Origin of the sequence: Devosia sp., assembly GCF_030689745.1 — a bacterium.
Classification (GTDB): domain Bacteria; phylum Pseudomonadota; class Alphaproteobacteria; order Rhizobiales; family Devosiaceae; genus Devosia; species Devosia alba.
In genome coordinates, this window is sequence record NZ_JAUYGL010000012.1 from 30,438 (window position 1) to 47,574 (window position 17,137).

Annotated in this window: 13 protein-coding genes; 10 read left to right on the forward strand and 3 right to left on the reverse strand. The window is 62.2% G+C overall.

Going from position 1 to position 17,137, the window contains the following annotated elements; all coding sequences use genetic code 11:
* Nucleotides 1-165 precede the first annotated feature (165 nt).
* Nucleotides 166-5,310 (reverse strand): hypothetical protein, encoded by a 5,145-nt coding sequence (locus Q8O80_RS01170; protein WP_305576059.1) that lies wholly within the window; start codon nucleotides 5,308-5,310, stop codon nucleotides 166-168.
* Between the two features lie 356 nt (nucleotides 5,311-5,666).
* Between Q8O80_RS01170 and Q8O80_RS01175 the strand changes: the two genes are divergently transcribed.
* The 10 genes from Q8O80_RS01175 (at nucleotide 5,667) to Q8O80_RS01220 (ending at nucleotide 15,803) form a co-directional block, all read left to right on the forward strand.
* Nucleotides 5,667-6,059 (forward strand): Hpt domain-containing protein, encoded by a 393-nt coding sequence (locus Q8O80_RS01175; RefSeq protein WP_305576061.1) that lies wholly within the window; start codon nucleotides 5,667-5,669, stop codon nucleotides 6,057-6,059.
* 171 nt (nucleotides 6,060-6,230) lie between these two features.
* Nucleotides 6,231-7,832 (forward strand): peptide chain release factor 3, encoded by a 1,602-nt coding sequence (locus Q8O80_RS01180; RefSeq protein ID WP_305576063.1) that lies wholly within the window; start codon nucleotides 6,231-6,233, stop codon nucleotides 7,830-7,832.
* Nucleotides 7,829-9,007, forward strand: a complete 1,179-nt coding sequence (locus tag Q8O80_RS01185; RefSeq protein ID WP_305576065.1) for an SAM-dependent methyltransferase — start codon at nucleotides 7,829-7,831, stop codon at nucleotides 9,005-9,007. Before Q8O80_RS01180 ends, Q8O80_RS01185 begins: the two co-directional genes overlap by 4 nt.
* Nucleotides 9,008-9,199: 192 nt before the next feature.
* Nucleotides 9,200-9,520, forward strand: a complete 321-nt coding sequence (locus Q8O80_RS01190) for a 2Fe-2S iron-sulfur cluster-binding protein (protein WP_305576067.1) — start codon at nucleotides 9,200-9,202, stop codon at nucleotides 9,518-9,520.
* Between the two features lie 210 nt (nucleotides 9,521-9,730).
* Nucleotides 9,731-11,131 (forward strand): siroheme synthase CysG, encoded by a 1,401-nt coding sequence (gene cysG, locus Q8O80_RS01195; RefSeq protein ID WP_305576069.1) that lies wholly within the window; start codon nucleotides 9,731-9,733, stop codon nucleotides 11,129-11,131.
* 4 nt (nucleotides 11,132-11,135) lie between these two features.
* Nucleotides 11,136-11,459, forward strand: a complete 324-nt coding sequence (locus Q8O80_RS01200) for a DUF2849 domain-containing protein (protein WP_305576071.1) — start codon at nucleotides 11,136-11,138, stop codon at nucleotides 11,457-11,459.
* Nucleotides 11,446-13,104, forward strand: a complete 1,659-nt coding sequence (locus Q8O80_RS01205) for a nitrite/sulfite reductase (RefSeq protein ID WP_305576073.1) — start codon at nucleotides 11,446-11,448, stop codon at nucleotides 13,102-13,104. Before Q8O80_RS01200 ends, Q8O80_RS01205 begins: the two co-directional genes overlap by 14 nt.
* Nucleotides 13,091-14,365: a phosphoadenylyl-sulfate reductase gene (locus tag Q8O80_RS01210; protein ID WP_305576075.1), complete on the forward strand. Its 1,275-nt coding sequence runs from the start codon at nucleotides 13,091-13,093 to the stop codon at nucleotides 14,363-14,365. The genes Q8O80_RS01205 and Q8O80_RS01210 overlap by 14 nt, the downstream gene beginning before the upstream one ends.
* Before the next feature lie 92 nt (nucleotides 14,366-14,457).
* On the forward strand, nucleotides 14,458-15,483 hold the full coding sequence (locus tag Q8O80_RS01215) for an NAD(P)/FAD-dependent oxidoreductase (RefSeq protein ID WP_305576077.1): 1,026 nt from the start codon (nucleotides 14,458-14,460) through the stop codon (nucleotides 15,481-15,483).
* Nucleotides 15,483-15,803: a 2Fe-2S iron-sulfur cluster-binding protein gene (locus Q8O80_RS01220; protein WP_305576078.1), complete on the forward strand. Its 321-nt coding sequence runs from the start codon at nucleotides 15,483-15,485 to the stop codon at nucleotides 15,801-15,803. Before Q8O80_RS01215 ends, Q8O80_RS01220 begins: the two co-directional genes overlap by 1 nt.
* 82 nt (nucleotides 15,804-15,885) lie before the next feature.
* On the opposite strand, the gene Q8O80_RS01225 is transcribed toward Q8O80_RS01220, so the two are convergent.
* Both Q8O80_RS01225 and Q8O80_RS01230 read right to left on the reverse strand, forming a co-directional pair.
* A complete protein-coding gene (locus Q8O80_RS01225) occupies nucleotides 15,886-16,686 on the reverse strand; it encodes a UDP-2,3-diacylglucosamine diphosphatase (protein WP_305576079.1) in 801 nt (266 codons plus the stop codon).
* A 103-nt stretch (nucleotides 16,687-16,789) separates the two neighbouring features.
* Nucleotides 16,790-17,137, reverse strand: a 348-nt coding sequence (locus Q8O80_RS01230) for a glycoside hydrolase family 3 N-terminal domain-containing protein (protein ID WP_305576081.1), incomplete at its 5' end; no start/stop codon positions are given.

The window sequence follows — 17,137 nt, forward strand, 5'->3', positions numbered from 1 at the left end:
TGCGCCGCGCCACCCCAAGCCACGGCGCACCCCGCCCTGCCTCAACCAGCGGGGTGGCGGCGCGCCCATCATGCCAGGCGAGATTGCCCACAGCGCCCAGGAGGCGGCAAAACAAGACGGCCCCGGTTTCCCGGGGCCGTCTCTTGATCTGTTGCGCGTGCTGCCTTACGCGAGGCGGCCGCTGGCATGGGCCAGGGTAGTGTAGACCTTGCCCCGATCCGACAGCAGGTGCTCGCGGGTCTCGGCAGCCGGATGGGCGCCAGTCGCCGCGCGCTTCAGCAATTGCTCGAACTCGCTCATATAGGCGCCAGCGGTACGGGCGAACTCGGGGTCGCGCTGCAGCTTCTTGCGCACATCGTCATAGGTGCCCTGGCCGGACAGCGTATAGATCCGGCGCGAGAACACATTGGATTCGCCGGCCTGATAGCGGGCCCAGGCATCGGCCAGCGCCGCATCGTCAATCGACGCCGCGATCTCTTCGGTCAGGCCCGATAGGCCCGGCTGCACCTGCTGGGTGCTCTGCTGTTTGGCCGTGGCATTGCGCAACACATCGCGCAGCCAGCCGCCTTCGCCCGCCGCTGCCGGCTCAGCCGCTGGGGCTGCTGGCTGACGGACGGGTTCGGGCTGCGCCATCGGCTCAGGCTGACGCACTGGCTCGGGTGCGCGCTCCAGCGTGCGGATCGGATCGATCAGCGAGGACCGCATTGGCTCAGCCTGATAGGCCTCGCGGCTCGGCTCCGGCTGGCGCGCCGGTTGATACACTGGCGCCTCAGGGCGGGTTTCCGGGCGAGGTTCGGGGCGCGCGGCAAGGCGCGGCGTGCTGGCCCGGCGATCATTGAGGTCGTGCGTGGCCGGCTGGCTGCGCACGATCGCATTGAGTTCGCTCAGCGCCTCGATCTGCTCGGCGACGACACGGCGCATCGCAGCGGCGCTGGCCCGGGTTTCCTCGGGCAGTTCGTTGACGCCACGGGCCAGTTCGGCGCGGGTGGCTTCGAGTTCGCTACCCACTTCGCGAGCCGTTTCGCGCATGGCATGCGCTGTATCGTTGAAGCGCTGGGTTGCCTCTTCAATGGCGCGCTGCATTTCGACAACCATCTGCTGCTGGGCCTGCTGCAGCGCCGCATTGGCGCGACGGCCTTCGGCATCTGCCGTGCCCCGGAAGGCGCCCAGCCGCTCATTGACCTGGCCGGTCGTCTCGTCCAGGGCCTGCCGGAACTGGCCGGTATTGGCGGCAATGGCGTTGCGAACCGAAATCGAGCTGTCGTTGAGGGTTTCGGCGAGGGTGCCGGTCGTGGTGTTGAGCACGTCGGTGACATTGCCAGCGGTCGAGGCCAGGACATCGCTGATCCGATGGGCGTTTTCTTCCAGCGCGGCCGACGCCGCATCGGCGGCGCGCCGCACCACATTGTCCATCTGCGCTGCATTGCTCGACAGCGAGGACGTGAAGCGTTCATTGGTCGCGTAGAGCGCGTCATTGACCTCGCTGGTCGATGACTGGATGGCCTCGGTAATCGTCCCCGTGGTCTGTTCGAGCGTTTCCACCACCGTCCCGGTGGTCGCGCTCAGCGCTTCCTCCATGGCGCGGCGCGCGCCGATCAGGCGGCGTTCGGTGTCGTTGACCGTGTCGGCGATCGACTGGGCGAACATGCGCATGCGCCCGTCAATATCATCGGCCCGGGCAGCAAAGCTCTGCGCCAGCGAGTCCATGGCGCCGCGACGCTCTTCCAGATTGCCGATGGCATGGTCACTGGTAATGGTCAGGGCCGTGGTGGCCTGGGACATATTGGTGGTTTCGGCGTCCAGCTTGCCCAGGATCGAGGAGAACTCGTCGACCATGCCGCGAATGGTCGTCTGCAGGGCCCCCACATGCTGGCTGACCATGGAGCCGGCCTGTTCGGTCTGGCCGATGGCGTCGCGCACCGTCGCCGAATAGGTTGAGGTCTGCTGCGCCACGCTGGTTTCGAGATTGGCCAGGTTTGCCGTCGAAGCATCCAGCACCCGCTGCAGCAGCAGATTGGAATCGTTGAGCTTGCCCAGCGCCGAGGTGACATCGGTAAGAATGCGCGAACTGGAAACCGCCATGATCGCTTCGGCTTCCTTGGCATTCTCGCCCAGGGCATCGCGCAGCAGATTGCCGTGACTGTTGAGCGAGGCCTGCAGCTCTGTCGATTTTTCGTTGACCAGGCTCGCAAAGGTACTGGTGTGCTGCTCCACCGAGCGATTGATGTCGGTGAGGCGGGTTTCGATCTGGTCGACCGCGCCCACGGCCTTGACGGTCAGCAACTCGTCGATATCGGTGGCGGCCACGCGGATCTGGTCGAGCGCGGTGCGCACGGCGCTGTCCATGTGATTGGCAGTGTCGCTGATATCGGCGGCAATGTTGCGGGTTGCCGCGGTGATGCGGGTAGCAATGGTTTCCTCGATCCGGTCGGCGCCGGCTTCCAGGTCCGCCATCGACTGGGTGATCGAGGTATTGATCGACGCATTGAGGGCCGACAGCCGATCAGCAGTAATATCGGCCCGCGCGGTGATTGCCTCGGGCAAGGTGCCCAGCCGGGAATCGACCATCTCGGAAATGGCCTGCCGCGCCGAATTGACGCCGGTCTCGATAAGATCGGCGGCCTGGCGGGCGCTTTCGGCCACGGTCTGAGACGCCGATTCGATACGCGCGCTGACGCCATGTTCGGCATCGGTAATCCGCGAGATGGCACTTTCCAGCCCATCACCGAGATGGACATTCACCTCGGACACCTTGCTGACGATCATCGAGGACATCGAGTTGACATGGTCGGTCATCGTGTCGGTGGCGCTGCGCAGCGTGTCGTCAATCTTGTCGCGTGCCTCATCGCCCTGGCGCGTGATGGTATCGGCCAGTTCGCTGGTGCGCATGCCAATGGTTTCGCTGATCGAGGCTGTATGGGTGGCCAGCGTGTCGCCCAGCGCTTCGGTGCGGATATTGAGCGCCTCGGACAGTTGCTGGGTCCTGGTGCCAACGGTCTGCGCCAGTTGCTGGGTGCCCCCGTCCAGGGCGGCGCGCAGTTCAGCACTGCGGGTATCCAGTTCACTGGTCAGCGTAGTCGCGCTGGTGCCCAATTGCTCAACCAGACTGGTCGTGCGCTCTTCCAGCTGGTGGGCCAGGTCACCGGTGCGCGAGTCGATTTCGAGCGTTATGGCCATCGTCTTTTCCGACAGCGTGTCGGACAGATGCTGGGTGCGACCGGCAATCGCCTGATCGAAGGCACTGGTGCCGCCGGTCAGCTTCTCGTCCAGTTCCTGGCTGCGCACGCGAATGGCTTCGTCCATATCGCGGGCCCTGGCATCCAGGGTCTCATCGAGCGTCGCGGCGTGGGTTTTCAGCGTGCTGCCCAGCGCGTCAGTACGGGTCGACAAAACGGTGTCGAGTGCCTTGGTGCGCTCATCCAGCGCTTCGGCAATAATGCCGGCATGGCCTTCGAGCGAGTCCGACAATTCGCGGCTGCGATGGTTCAGCGTCTCGGTAATGGCCTTGGTGCGGGCGCCGAGCACATCGCTCATTTCACGGGTCCGCTCGCTGACAACGTCGTTGAAGCGCCCGGATTCTTCGTTCAGCGCCATTTCAAGCACATTGGCGCGGGCGGCAAAGCTGGTGCCCTGCTCTTCCAGGCGTGCAATCAGATGGTCACCCTTGTCACCAACCACGCCATCAAGGGCGTGCAGGCGGGCATCGAGAATGCTGGTGATTTCGCTGAGCCTGGTATCAAACTGGCTCAGCGTATCCTGGCCAGCCGAGGACAGCGTGATGCGCGCCCGTTCGGAGGTATCGTCCAGCGCCCCGTTGATCTCGATGACAGCCGACTGCATCCGGCTGTCCATGGCGTTGAGCTGAATCGACACCGATTCATCAAGCTGCCGTGTCAGCGCGCTGAGCAGCACCTCGGCCTCGCGTGAGCGCGACGAAATATCGTCGGCAATGCGCTGGCCGATCATGTCAAGCCCGCCGGTCACTTCGTGGCCGCGATCTTGCAGCTGGTTCAGCAGGGCGTCGCCGCCGTCGCTCAGCAGCGTCGACAGCGCACTGGTGCGCTCGTCAAAGGCCGCCGACAGGCGCTCCGTGCCCGATTCAATCAGGCCGGCGATCGACTGGGTACGGTCGTCAAAGGCGGTGGCAAAGCTGCTGCTGCGATCTTCGATGACCCGGGTCCGCTGATCGATAGCGTCGCCGATCTGGTTGGCGCGACCATCAAGGGCCTCGGCCAGCGCGCTGATCCGGCTATCGACACCAGCGGTCAACTGTTCGGCGCGCTCATCCAGTGTCCGGGCCATGCTGGCCGTGTGGTCTTCAAAGCTCAGCGACAGCCGTCCGGCACTTTGATCGAGCGAGGACATGAAGTCGGTGGTGCGGTTATCGACCAGCGATACAAAATTCTCGGTGCGTTCGCCAAAGGCATTGGTCAGCGTATTGCCGGCGGTTTCCAGCGCCCGGGTCAGATTGCCGCCGCTTTCGACAATAGTGCCCGAAATGCGCTGGCTGATCATGTCGAGGTCAAACACCAGCCCGGTATGGCTCTCGGTAATGGCCTCGCGCACCCGATCGGTATTGGTCAGCACGCTTTCGCGCTGGCTGGCCAGTTCGGCGATCAGGGCGCGCATCCGCGATTCATTGTCCGAATAGGTGCGCTCGAGCGCGGTGACCTCGTTGTGGATCATCACTTCCAGCTCGCCGGCGCGCGACAGAGCGCGCTCCAGACCGTCGCCCAGTGCATTGACCTCGCGGCGCACCGCCTGACCGACCGAGGCGACCTTGTCGGCAGCGGTCACTTCGGGCTCGGCCAGCCGCATGGCGGCCTGGGTGATCGAGGAAGCGGCATTGCGCAGATCCTGCGCGCGGCGGAACAGGGTGGCGATGCCGAAAAATCCAACCACCGGCACGACCATGATGGCGGCCAGCGCGATGAAGTCGATAGTGCCGACAAAGCTGCCGAAATCGCTGAACTGATCGCCATAACGCAGCCAGCCGCCGGCGCCCGAAATGGCCAGCCAGGCCAGCGAGACCAGTAGCGCGACCCAGATTGGGGCCAACGACGAGCGGTTCTGCAGGCTGTAGAGGATCTTGGAGGCCGGATAGCGATCGTCATTGGCGACCGGACCCGCCTGCTGGGCGATCTTGTCGGCCGCCCGCAACCGTTCACTGCGGCCGGTAGCGGCCGGTTTGCGTTCGGAAGCCTGTTGGGCGGCATTGTCCATGTTGAACACCGATTCCTTGAGGGCATCTTCGACGGCTGAAAACGCCAGCGCGGCGGGATCGTTCGTGGGGGTCGGGTTCTTCGCCATACTCTTTACAACTCTCGCGTCGGCTTGGCAGCAACAAGGCGGACTCTAGGAGAAGCATGCCCCCAACCCGTTTCCGGGCCCGTGGTCAAATGGAAACAATTCGATGCAAAAGCCCGTATCGTCCCCCAACCCTCGCCGCCGCGCGCTGGTTCAAAGCGCATTAATACATTCAATTTGAAGCAAACCGAATGGAATCTTACCCATAGGTTAATTTTCTGGGGAAGCCCCGGCAACAGGTGGAGCCGCAAAGCAAGGCAAAGGTGTGGCTTAATCACCTGTTCACCTGCCCATTCTAGGCTTATCCATGCAGCATTGTCCCTGTCGGACGCGTAGCTGCGTGTAACGGAGCGACCAGCATGGCCCGGAATTCGGCCCCCCTCGTACAGACCGACGCCCTCCCCACCACGCGCGCGGCGCGGCCGATCGACCTGGTGCATCTGGCCAAGCAGTGCCTTGGCGACGAGCATCTCGAATACGAGATCCTGCGCATGTATGACACCACGGTGTCGACCTATTTCGCCCGCTTGCAGCTGGCCACCAGCTATGACGATCTGGCGCTTAACCTACACTCGATCAAGGGCTCCTCGAATGGTGTGGGGGCGTTTTCGGTGGCCAGTCTGGCCAAGGCCGCCGAGTCCGAACTACTGGCCGGTCGCCCCCTCGCTCCCGAACGTCTCGACGATTTGGGCCTCGCCATCGAGGAAGTCCGCGGCTTCATCGCCCGCATGCTGGATAGCGAACCGGCTTAGGCGGCGCTTGCTATCACCTTCTCAGCAGACCTCATCCTGAGTCTCTCGAAGGACGAGGTCATGACCACGTGTCCGCCCCGGCCCGGCAGCAGTTTGACCGCTTTCCCACCATCGCTTATATAGCGGCCAACTTGCCGCGCCGATGCAGCGGCCCAACCGTCCAGCAGATCCATGTCCTTATCCAGTGCCGCCGAGGCTGCGCCCCGGTCCCTTGCCGAACCATTCCGTACCCGCCGGACCTTTGCGATCATTTCGCACCCCGATGCGGGTAAAACCACGCTGACCGAGCGCCTGCTGGCGGCGGCCGGGGCGATCCAGTCGGCCGGCGCAGTGCGCGGCAAGGCTGGCGGCCGTTCCACTCGGTCTGACTGGATGGAAATGGAGCAGAAGCGCGGCATTTCCATCACCTCCTCGGTGATGACCTTCGATTATGACGGGTTGACGCTGAACCTGCTCGACACGCCCGGCCACTCGGATTTTTCCGAAGATACCTATCGCACGCTGACGGCGGTGGACGCCGCCATCATGGTGATCGACGCGGCCAAGGGCATCGAGGCACAAACCCTCAAGCTGTTCGAGGTCTGCCGCCTGCGCGACATCCCCATCATCACCTTCATCAACAAGGTGGACCGCGAAGGCCTGGCGCCGCTCGATCTGATCGACGAAATCCAGAGCAAGCTGGCGCTCGATCTGACCCCGGTCCTGTGGCCCATAGGCCAGGGCGTGGATTTCCGCGGCTATCTCGATCTGCTCGAGAAGCGGGTGGTCAATCCGCAGGGCAAGCCGATCGCCGAATATGACGCCATCGAAGACCTGCTCGACAATGCGGCGCTGGTCGAGGATCCGGTCTTCATGACGGCGCTGGAAAACCTCGAAATGGCTACCGCCATGCTGCCGGGCTTTGATCTGGCGACCTTTCACGCCGGCCATCTCAGCCCCGTGCTGTTTGGCTCCGCGCTCAAAGGCATTGGCGTGGCCGAACTGCTGCGCACCTTGGGCGAGTGGGGCCCCGAGCCGCGCCCGCAACCGGCCATCCCGGCGCCAATCGAGCCGAGCGACAAGAAAGTCACCGGCTTCGTGTTCAAGGTGCAGGCCAATATGGACGCCAATCACCGCGACCGCATCGCCTTTGTCCGGCTCTGCTCGGGCACCTTCACCCGCGGCATGCGGCTCAAGAATGTGCGCTCGGGCAAGGACATGGCCGTCTCCAATCCAATGTTCTTTTTCGGCAATGACCGCGAACTGGCCGATTCTGCCGTGGCGGGCGACATTGTCGGCATACCCAATCACGGTACCCTCTCGGTGGGCGATACGCTGACCGAGGGCGCCAATATCAATGTGACCGGCATCCCGAATTTTGCCCCCGAAATCATCCGCCGCGTACGGCTGGGCGATCACATGAAGACCAAGCAGATGGCCAAGGCACTATCGGACCTGTCCGAAGAGGGCGTGACCCAGGTGTTCCGCCGCATGGTCGGTGCCGATTGGATCGTGGGCGTGGTTGGCCAGTTGCAGCTCGAAGTGCTCAGTTCACGTATCGAGAAGGAATATGGCGTGCCGATCACCTTTGAAAGCCTCAACTATGAGGTCGCCCGCTGGATCGAGTCCGACGAGCCGGCCGAACTGGCACGCTTCATCAGTGCGCAGAAAATGAACATTGCCGAAGACCGCACCGGCGCGCCGGTGTTTCTGGCACAGAATGCCTGGTGGGCTGATCGCGCCAAGCAGGACTTTCCAAAAATCCGCTTTCTGACCACCAAGGAACGCCATTGACCGCCCCCGACCGTATCGAAGAGCTCTTGAACGCCACCAAAACCGCGTTCATGAACGGGGAACTGGTGCGGCTGAAGCTGGGCGGTTATCACGGCGCTGAACCCGATCTGAAATCGGTCGAGGTCAAGAAGATCACGGTAAAGGATGGGGACAAGTTCTCCTTCACCTATCGCTACAAGACCCGCGACATCATCAAGAATTTCATTCAGCCCGAAGCGCTGGCGCTGCTGCGTGCCGCGCTCAAGGATGAGTTTTCCAGTGCGCAACTGGCGACCACCGGCTTCGACATGGTTTTCGAGCGCAACGGCCTCAAGATCCGCCTCAAGCGCAAGGAAGTGGCGGGGCGCGAGGCGCCCTCAACCGATCACAACCGGGCCAAGAACCGGCCGCTCGACGGCACCGACAAACCCTGGCTGAAGGCGCTCGGCATTGCCGGCAAGGACGGTATCGTACGCAATGACGCGCAGGACAAGTTCCGCCAGATCAACAAGATGGTGGAGATCTTTGCGCCGCTGATTCAGGCAATCCAGGCCGAGCAGCCGTTGATCGTCGATATGGGCGCGGGCAAGGGTTATCTCGATTTTGCGCTCTATGACTATCAGGTCAATGTCGCCCGGCGTGCGGTGGGCATTGTGGGTGTTGAGATGCGCGAGCAACTGGTGGCCGACGGCAATGCCACGGCCCAGGCATCGGGCTTTGACGGGCTCAGCTTTCAGTCCGGCAGCATCCTGGATTTTGACGCCACCGGCGCTGACGCGGTGATTGCCCTTCATGCCTGTGACACGGCCACCGATGACGCTATCTTCCAGGGGATCCGCGTCGGCGCCGCGCTGATCGCCGTCGCCCCCTGCTGTCACAAACAGATCCGCCGCCAGATGGAAGCCGGCCAGCCCGACCCCCACCTTCTCCCCATGCTCCGCCACGGCATCTTCCTGGAGCGGCAGGCCGAGATGGTAACCGACACGCTGCGGGCGCTGCTGCTGGAGCTGAATGGTTACCGTACCAGGGTTTTCGAGTTCGTGTCCGACGCGCACACACCGAAAAACAATCTGATTGTCGCCGAAAAAGATGGCCGTGTTGGCCGCGATCGCGACGCGGTCCTCAGCCAGATTGCTGCTATCAAGACCATGTTCGGCATCGAGCAGCATTACCTTGAGGGTTTGCTGGGGCTCTAGTCCGAGCGCCACCCCCCGATAGGATGTCACCCCGGCCTTGAGACGGGGGCCCATCCTGAGATGAATGACCTGCCGCAAGCTCGTTTGCCCGGACCGCCTTGCGGCTGCACAACGAGAGTGTGACAGCATAGTGGTTCCAAACCACCGCCCCATCCCCTATATCGGCTGCGAACAGCAATACCCGTGAGACCTATGACCAAAATCACCTTTGTCCAGCCGGATGGCGTCCGCGTCGAGACCGAAGCCCAGAACGGCGCCACCGTGATGGAAACTGCCATCATGAATGGCGTTCCCGGCATTATCGGCGAGTGCGGCGGCGCCTGCACCTGCGCCACCTGCCATGTCTATGTTGATGACTCTTGGACAGAAACGGTTGGCGGCCCTTCGATGATGGAAGAAGACATGCTCGACTTCGCATTTGATGTGAAGGAAGCCAGCCGCCTGAGCTGCCAGATCAAGGTCAGGGATGAGCTTGAGGGCCTGGTGGTGCATGTGCCGGGACGGCAGGGCTAACAAAAGCCTGGTTGCAGGTGGGATGCGATAAAGCAAAATTTGCTTGTCGGACCCCTCACACAGATTCTTTTAGCGGGGCTGGAGCATTCTCATCTGCCCTGTTCCAAGCCGAGCCCGCTAAGGGAAATATAAAAGCTATTGAATTTCAAAGCCTTGCTGCAAAGCCGCGGTTTCGCGTATTTTTACGAACCGGTGCAGCAGGATTTTCTCATGGGACACCTCAACACCTTCCCGTTGAGCTTCAAGGTTCGTGGTCAGCGCATCGCCATCATTGGCGGTGGCGAGGAAGCCTTGAACAAGGCCCGGCTGGTCTGCAAGACGTCTGCACAGGTTCTGGTGATTGGCCGGCAGATTGCTGCCGACTTCAGCGGCCTTGCCGTTGAACTGGTCGAGCGCGGCTTCGAACGCTCTGACCTCGATGGCGTTGCACTGGTGTTTGTCGCCGAACAGGGCGCCGATGCCGAACTGGCCAAGGCGACGGCCCGCGCCCGCAACATTCCACTCAATGTGGTCGATGTGCCGGACGAATGCGATTTCTATACCCCCTCCATCGTCGATCGCGCGCCGTTGAGCGTGGCGATTTCGACCGAGGGCGATGCGCCGGTGCTGGCACGGCTGGTGCGGGCACGCATTGAGGCCATGCTGCCCCCCGAGCTTGGCAAGATCGTGCGCCTGGCCGGTGGCCTGCGCCAGCAGGTTGAAAGCCTCATCCATCCCGGCCCCGCCCGCCGGCGCTTCTATGAAGAACTGGTGACCTGCCCGCATGTGGAGGCGGCCTTGGCCGCCAGTCCTGCAGCCGGCCAGCTTGCCGCCGAAACCCTGCTCACACAGCATCAGTCCCAGCGCGACAGCGCCGGCATTGTCTGGTTGATCGGGGCCGGCCCGGGCGCCGAAGATCTGCTCACCCTGCGCGCCCAGCGGCTGCTGCAACAGGCCGACGTCATTGTGCATGACCAGCTGGTGCCCGACGCCGTGGTGCAGATGGGGCGGCGTGATGCCGAACAGATTTCCGTTGGCAAGGCCAAGGGCCATCACTCCTTCAGCCAGGCACAGATCAATACCCTGCTGATCCGGCTGGCGCGGCAGGGCAAGAAGGTGGCAAGGCTCAAATCAGGCGACCCGATGGTGTTCGGGCGCGCCGGCGAAGAAATCGCCGCCCTGCGCAAGGCAGGCCTGGCCTATCAGATCATTCCCGGCGTCAGTGCTGCCCTGGCCGCCGCCGCCGATACAGCGACCCCGGTGACGCTGCGCAAGGTGTCGAGCGGCTTCATCATGGCGACGGCGCATGGTGCCGATGACGGCGATCTGACCCACTGGGCGGCGCTGGCACAGGCCGGTCTGACGCTAGCGCTCTATATGGGCAAGTCGATTGCATCAGACGTTGCCAGCCGGCTCGTCGCCCATGGCGCCCATCCGGATCTCCCCGTGGGCATAGTGGTCAATGCCGGGCGCCCCCGGATGACAACCTATTCGGGCAATCTGCGGTCGCTGATCGAAAGTGATGTGGCGTTCGCCGACGGTCCCGCGATCATTTTTGTTGGCGAAGCAGTCGCGGCGGGCGACTGGGCCAATGCGGCGGCGATCGCCGCCCAGAACTACAAGGTGGCGTGAGCACATGGAAATCCTGACCGGCAATGAACTGACCTCTGGCGGAACAGTTTATCTCGATAACAAGGGACTTTGGATTCAGGATCTGCAAGCCGCCCGGATTTTCGGTGCCGAGGACGTCGCCGCGCGCGACGCTGCCCTGGCCGCAACCAGGGACACCGGCCGGATCATCAGCCTGGAGATCGAGGAAGTGACACTGGATCAAGGCCTTATCGTCCCCAAGCGGCTGCGCGAACGGATCCGCGCCACCGGCCCAACGGCGCCTTTGACACTGAACGGCGCCATCTTCGACCGCCAGAAACTGGGGGAGGACGGTCATGTATCGATATGACGAATTTGACGCCGCGTTTGTCGCGGGCCGCGGCGCACAATTTGCCGATCAGGTAAACCGCCGCCTGTCGGGCGAACTGAGCGAAGACCAGTTCCGCCCGCTGCGGCTGATGAACGGGCTCTATCTGCAATTGCATGCCTATATGCTCCGCATAGCGGTGCCCTATGGCACGCTGTCGAGCCGGCAGTTGCGCAAGCTGGCCCATATCGCACGCACCTATGACCGGGGCTACGGCCACTTCACCACGCGGCAGAATATCCAGTTCAACTGGCCGAAACTAAAGGATGTTCCGGCGATTCTGGCAGAACTGGCCAGCGTCGAAATGCACTCGATCCAGACCTCGGGCAATTGCATTCGCAACACCACAACCGACCAGTTTGCTGGCGCCGCTGCCGATGAAATCATCGATCCGCGCCCCGTCGCCGAGATCATCCGACAATGGTCGAGCCTGCATCCCGAATTCACCTATCTGCCGCGCAAGTTCAAGATCGCCATGACCGGCTCACCCAATGACCGGGCCGCCATTCGCTTCCACGACATCGGCCTGCAGGCGGCGGTCAATGCAGCTGGCGAAACGGGCTGGGAAGTCTGGGTCGGCGGTGGTCTCGGTCGCACCCCGATGATCGGCAAGCTGATCAACAGCTTCGTGCCCAATGAGCACCTGCTGGCCTATCTCGAGAGCATCATGCGGGTCTATAACCGCTACGGTCGGCGCGACAACAAGTACAAGGCGCGCATCAAGATTCTGGTGCATGAAGAAGGTCTTGAGACCATCAAGGGTCAGGTCGAGGCCGAGTTTGCCGAAATTCGCGGTGGCATACTGACGCTACCGTCCGAAGAAGTTGATCGGATCACCACCTATTTTGCGCCTCCGGCCTTTACTGACCAGGCAGGCAGCAAGGTCGATGTGGCCTATCAATCCATCATTGATCCCGCCTATGGCCGCTGGCTCGACAATAACCTCAATGCACACCGCGAGCCGGGCTATGCCTCGGTGACCATTTCGCTCAAGCCTGTCGGTGGCGCGCCCGGCGACGCCACGGATGTGCAGATGGACGTGGTGGCCGATCTGGCCGAGCGCTACTCCTTTGACGAGTTGCGCGTCACCCATGAGCAAAACCTGGTCTTGCCGCATGTGGCGGTGGCCGATCTGCGCACCGTCTATGACGCGCTGGTCGCGGCCGGGCTGGCCGATGGCAATGCCGGTATGATCACCGACATCATTTGCTGCCCGGGCCTCGATTTCTGCGCCCTGGCCAACGCCCGCTCGATCCCGATTGCGCAGGAAATCACGCACAAATTCGCTGCGCCCGAGCGCCAGGCCGAAATCGGCGATCTCAAGATCAAGATCTCCGGCTGCATCAATGCCTGCGGCCACCATCATGTCGGCCATATCGGCATTCTGGGTGTCGAGAAGAAGGGCGGCGAGCTCTATCAGATCACCCTGGGTGGCGATGCCAGCGAACAGGCTTCGGTGGGCAAGATCATCGGCCCCGGCTTTGAAGCCGACGCCGTGCCTGATGCCATCGAAAAACTCGTCGACACCTATATTGCCAAGCGCCACAGCGTAGACGAGACGTTCATTCAGGCCTATCGCCGGCTCGGCGAAGCCCCATTCAAGGAGGCCCTTTATGGAACAGCCTAAGCAGGTCCAGGTGCCGGCCGGGCACGACAAGTTGCGCGCGCTGGGAATTCTGGCGCTCAACGGCATGTTCGATGAAATGGATGCCGTTGGCGTATTGCGTCAGGCGGCCGCTGATGTGCTGCCCGGTGATCTGGCGGTGGTGTCTTCCTTTGGCGCCGACTCGGCCGTGCTGCTGCATCTGGTCGCGCAGGTTGATCCGAGCCTGCCGGTATATTTCCTCGAAACCGGCAAGCACTTCCAGGAAACGCTGGATTACGTCGAGACGCTAAAGCAGCATCTCGGCCTGCTCAATGTGCACGCCATCCATCCCAATCAAGCAGACCTGGCGCGCTTTGACCCCGCGGGCACGCTGTGGGAGACCGATCCCGATAGCTGCTGCCACATCCGCAAGACCGAGCCGCTTGAGCCCATTACCGAGCTCTATGGCGGCTGGGTCACCGGGCGGAAGCGCTTCCAGACCAGAGAACGCGGGGTGCTGCCGCATTTTGAACTGACCAGCGATGATCGTATCAAGGTCAATCCGCTGGCCTATTTCCACGATAGCGATGTCAATCAATACAAGATCGACCATGGCCTGCCCGAGCACCCGCTATTCGCCAAGGGCTACAAATCGATTGGTTGCGCGCCCTGCACCTCGGTCGTGGCCGAGGGTGAAGATCCGCGCGCCGGACGCTGGCGTGGTTTGGACAAGAAAGAGTGCGGCATCCATTTCGATTTCAACGGCGCGATCGCCTCGCCCATGATGGCCGCGAAGCGACACACGCTGTGGAAAGACGGGACCTTCATCGCCGACCCCTTCCACGACTGGACCGATGAAAGCGAACCGGCCACAGCGCGCTACCAGCACGTTCCCTTGCCGGTGTTCCTGGCTCACCGCGAGGCGTTCCTCGCCAACCCGCACCCGCTCGGGCTGCTGGTGGCTCCAGGCGAGAGCGTCGAAGACGTGGCGGACGATCTCGAACGCTTCTCCTCGATCGCCATCAAATTCCCCGGCTTCGCCGACGGACGGGGCTATTCAACTGCACGTCTGGTATCTCAACGTTACCAGTATGCTAACGAGATCAGGGCGGTTGGCGACGTCCTGCAGGACCAGATTCCCCTGATGCGCCGCTGTGGTTTCAACGCCCTGGTGGTCACCCATGAGCCCACCCGCGCTGCGCTGATCGAAAACCGGCTGCCCGAAGTCGCCATCTTCTACCAGCCAGTGGGCACTGCCGAGGTACCGATTGGAACCCGACCCTTCCTTCGGCGCGCCTCGTGATATAGGTGGAGCGTCAGCCTCAGGGTTGCACGCGCCTGCCAGACTTCCTGCAATGACCGAGGGCGGTGGCCCTCCAATTGGACTTGAGATCAATGAGCACTGAAATCACCACCGATGTCGTCGTCATCGGCGCCGGCCCCTGCGGGCTGTTTGCAGCCTTCGAGCTCGGACTGCTCGACCTCAAATGCCATTTCATAGATATTCTGGATCGTCCCGGTGGCCAGTGCACTGAGCTCTACCCCGAAAAGCCGATCTATGACATTCCCGGTTTTCCGGTGGTGACAGGCCAGCAGCTCACCGACAATCTGATGGCCCAGATTGCCCCGTTCGCGCCGGAGTTTCACTTCAACCGAATGGTCAATTCCATCGAGAAGCAGGCTGATGGCTCATTCAAGCTGGCCACCGACGCCGATGAAATTTTCAACGCCAAGGTGGTGGTGATCGCGGCCGGTGGCGGTTCGTTCCAGCCTAAGCGCCCGCCTGTCAACGGCATTGAGGCGTTTGAAAACACATCGGTATTCTACTCGGTCCGCAAGATGGATGACTTCCGCGGTCAGGACGTGGTGATTGTTGGCGGCGGCGACTCGGCGCTGGACTGGACGCTGAGCCTGCAGTCGATTGCGCGTTCGCTGACACTGGTTCACCGTCGCGCGGTGTTCAAGGCGGCCCCGGCCTCGGTCAACAAGATGCAGGAACTGGCAGCCGAGGGTAAGATCAACTTCCTGACAGGCCAGATCGCCAGTCTGGACGGTGAGAACGGGCAGATCAGTCACGTGCACCTGACCACCGATGCAGGCGATTTGTCGCTGCCCGCCACCCGCCTGCTGCCATTCTTTGGCCTGACCATGAAGCTGGGTCCGGTGGCCGATTGGGGCCTTGAACTCAACGACAACACCATCGTGGTGGATACCGAGAAGTTCCAGACCTCGGTGCCCGGAATCTTCGCCATTGGTGATATCAATTCCTATCCTGGCAAGCTCAAGCTGATCCTGTCGGGCTTCCATGAAGCCGCATTGATGGCGCAGGCAGCCAAGGCCATTGTGTCGCCCGGTGAACGGATCGTGTTTCAGTACACGACCAGTTCGACCAAGCTGCAGAAGAAGCTGGGCGTGGCCTGATGAAGATTGTCGTTACTGACCAGGCCGGAGCCGACCATGAGCTTGAAGGGCTCGAGGGCTGGCGGGTAATGGAGGTTATTCGTGACTGGGGCCTCAATATCAAGGCCGAGTGCGGCGGCGCCTTGAGCTGCGCCACCTGTCATGTCTATGTCGACAAGGACTGGACAGCGGTGGTCGGTGCTCCCTCCGAAGAGGAAGAAGACATGCTCGACAGCGTTGGGGATGTGCGGCCAAACTCGCGCCTCAGCTGCCAGATTCTACTGAGCGATGCGCTGGACGGTCTGAAACTGACGCTGGCACTCAGCGCGGCAAAAGACTGATTCTTCGGGATCAGCCGATCCAGCTTGTTCAAGCGCCCTTGGCAGACCAACTTCTTCAATCGCCAACGGCGTCCCCTGCCCCTTAGCTGGCGGCCCGGCGCAGGCGGAATTTGCGCGGCGCGGTGGCCACGGCCATCTCAGTCCACTGGATCAGTTCGAATTCGCCTGCGGGCGTTTCTACGATCGCCGTGCAGCTTTCGACCCAGTCCCCGGTATTGATGTAGTGGATGCCCAGCCGGTCATGCATGGCGGCAAAATGGATATGGCCGCAGATCACCCCGTCAACGCCGGTTTCCTTGGCCTCATGCACCAGCGCTTCCTCAAAGCGGCCGATGATTGACACCGCGTTCTTCACCTTCTGCTTGGCCCAGGCACTCAGCGACCAGTATTGCAAGCCCAGGCGCCGGCGCACCCAGTTTATGGCAATATTGACGCGCAGCGCCGCATTGTAGGCCCAGTCGCCCAAATGAGCGAGCCACTTGGCGTTCATCACCACAACGTCGAACTGGTCGCCATGGATGACCAGATAGGTCTTGCCGGTGGCCGTGGTGTGCACGGTGCGATCGACGAATTCGATCTCGCCGAAATACGTACCCAGATATTCGCGCAGAAATTCGTCGTGATTGCCGGGCAGGTATATGATCCGTGCCCCGGCATTGGCCTTGTCGAGCAGCAATTGCACCAGCACATTGTACTCGCTGGGCCAGTGCCAGGCCTTGGCCAGCCGCCAGCCATCGAGAATGTCACCAACCAGATAAATGGTCTCGGCATCGTGTGCGCGCAAAAAGTCGATCAACTGTCCAACCCGGATCGGCTTCATTCCCAGGTGCACATCCGAAATGAACATGGCCCGTACCTGCCGAACCTCGCGGTCATCCGTCATCAAGCAACGACTCCTGCTTCGTGGCTGCGGACTTTATCCGCGCTTGGCTCGCGAGGGAACCTTTGGCGTCGAGAAGGTGGGGAAACCGCCAGCGATCGGGGGATCAATGGATCCGCGCCTTCAATGCCACGATGCGCGTATAGCTCTGTTCGATGCGCGCGGCAAAGGCGGGGTCATCTGCGGCCGCCGTGAGCAGAATGTCCAGCACCTCCTGTCCCAGCCCGGCACGGTAGTCGGCAGTATTGGAAAACAGCAGCACATCGAGGCCCGCCCGCACGGCCTGTGTTACCGTCTGCGCCAGGGTGAAGTGATCGCGAATGGCGCCCATTTCCAGATCATCGCTGATCACCACACCGTCAAAGCCCAGTTCGCCGCGCAGCACCCCCTCGATCCACTGTGGCGACAATGAAGACGGCGTCTGTTGGCCCGCATCGGCATAGTCGGCGTGGTA

What these genes read in the sequence shown, in the direction of transcription:
- Q8O80_RS01170 (WP_305576059.1), bottom strand. Translation starts at nt 5,310, where the DNA reads ATGGCGAAGAACCCGACCCCCACGAACGATCCCGCCGCGCTGGCGTTT.
- Q8O80_RS01175 (WP_305576061.1), top strand. Translation starts at nt 5,667, where the DNA reads ATGGCCCGGAATTCGGCCCCCCTCGTACAGACCGACGCCCTCCCCACC.
- Q8O80_RS01180 (WP_305576063.1), top strand. Translation starts at nt 6,231, where the DNA reads ATGTCCTTATCCAGTGCCGCCGAGGCTGCGCCCCGGTCCCTTGCCGAA.
- Q8O80_RS01190 (WP_305576067.1), top strand. Translation starts at nt 9,200, where the DNA reads ATGACCAAAATCACCTTTGTCCAGCCGGATGGCGTCCGCGTCGAGACC.
- cysG (WP_305576069.1), top strand. Translation starts at nt 9,731, where the DNA reads ATGGGACACCTCAACACCTTCCCGTTGAGCTTCAAGGTTCGTGGTCAG.
- Q8O80_RS01200 (WP_305576071.1), top strand. Translation starts at nt 11,136, where the DNA reads ATGGAAATCCTGACCGGCAATGAACTGACCTCTGGCGGAACAGTTTAT.
- Q8O80_RS01205 (WP_305576073.1), top strand. Translation starts at nt 11,446, where the DNA reads ATGTATCGATATGACGAATTTGACGCCGCGTTTGTCGCGGGCCGCGGC.
- Q8O80_RS01210 (WP_305576075.1), top strand. Translation starts at nt 13,091, where the DNA reads ATGGAACAGCCTAAGCAGGTCCAGGTGCCGGCCGGGCACGACAAGTTG.
- Q8O80_RS01215 (WP_305576077.1), top strand. Translation starts at nt 14,458, where the DNA reads ATGAGCACTGAAATCACCACCGATGTCGTCGTCATCGGCGCCGGCCCC.
- Q8O80_RS01220 (WP_305576078.1), top strand. Translation starts at nt 15,483, where the DNA reads ATGAAGATTGTCGTTACTGACCAGGCCGGAGCCGACCATGAGCTTGAA.
- Q8O80_RS01225 (WP_305576079.1), bottom strand. Translation starts at nt 16,686, where the DNA reads ATGACGGATGACCGCGAGGTTCGGCAGGTACGGGCCATGTTCATTTCG.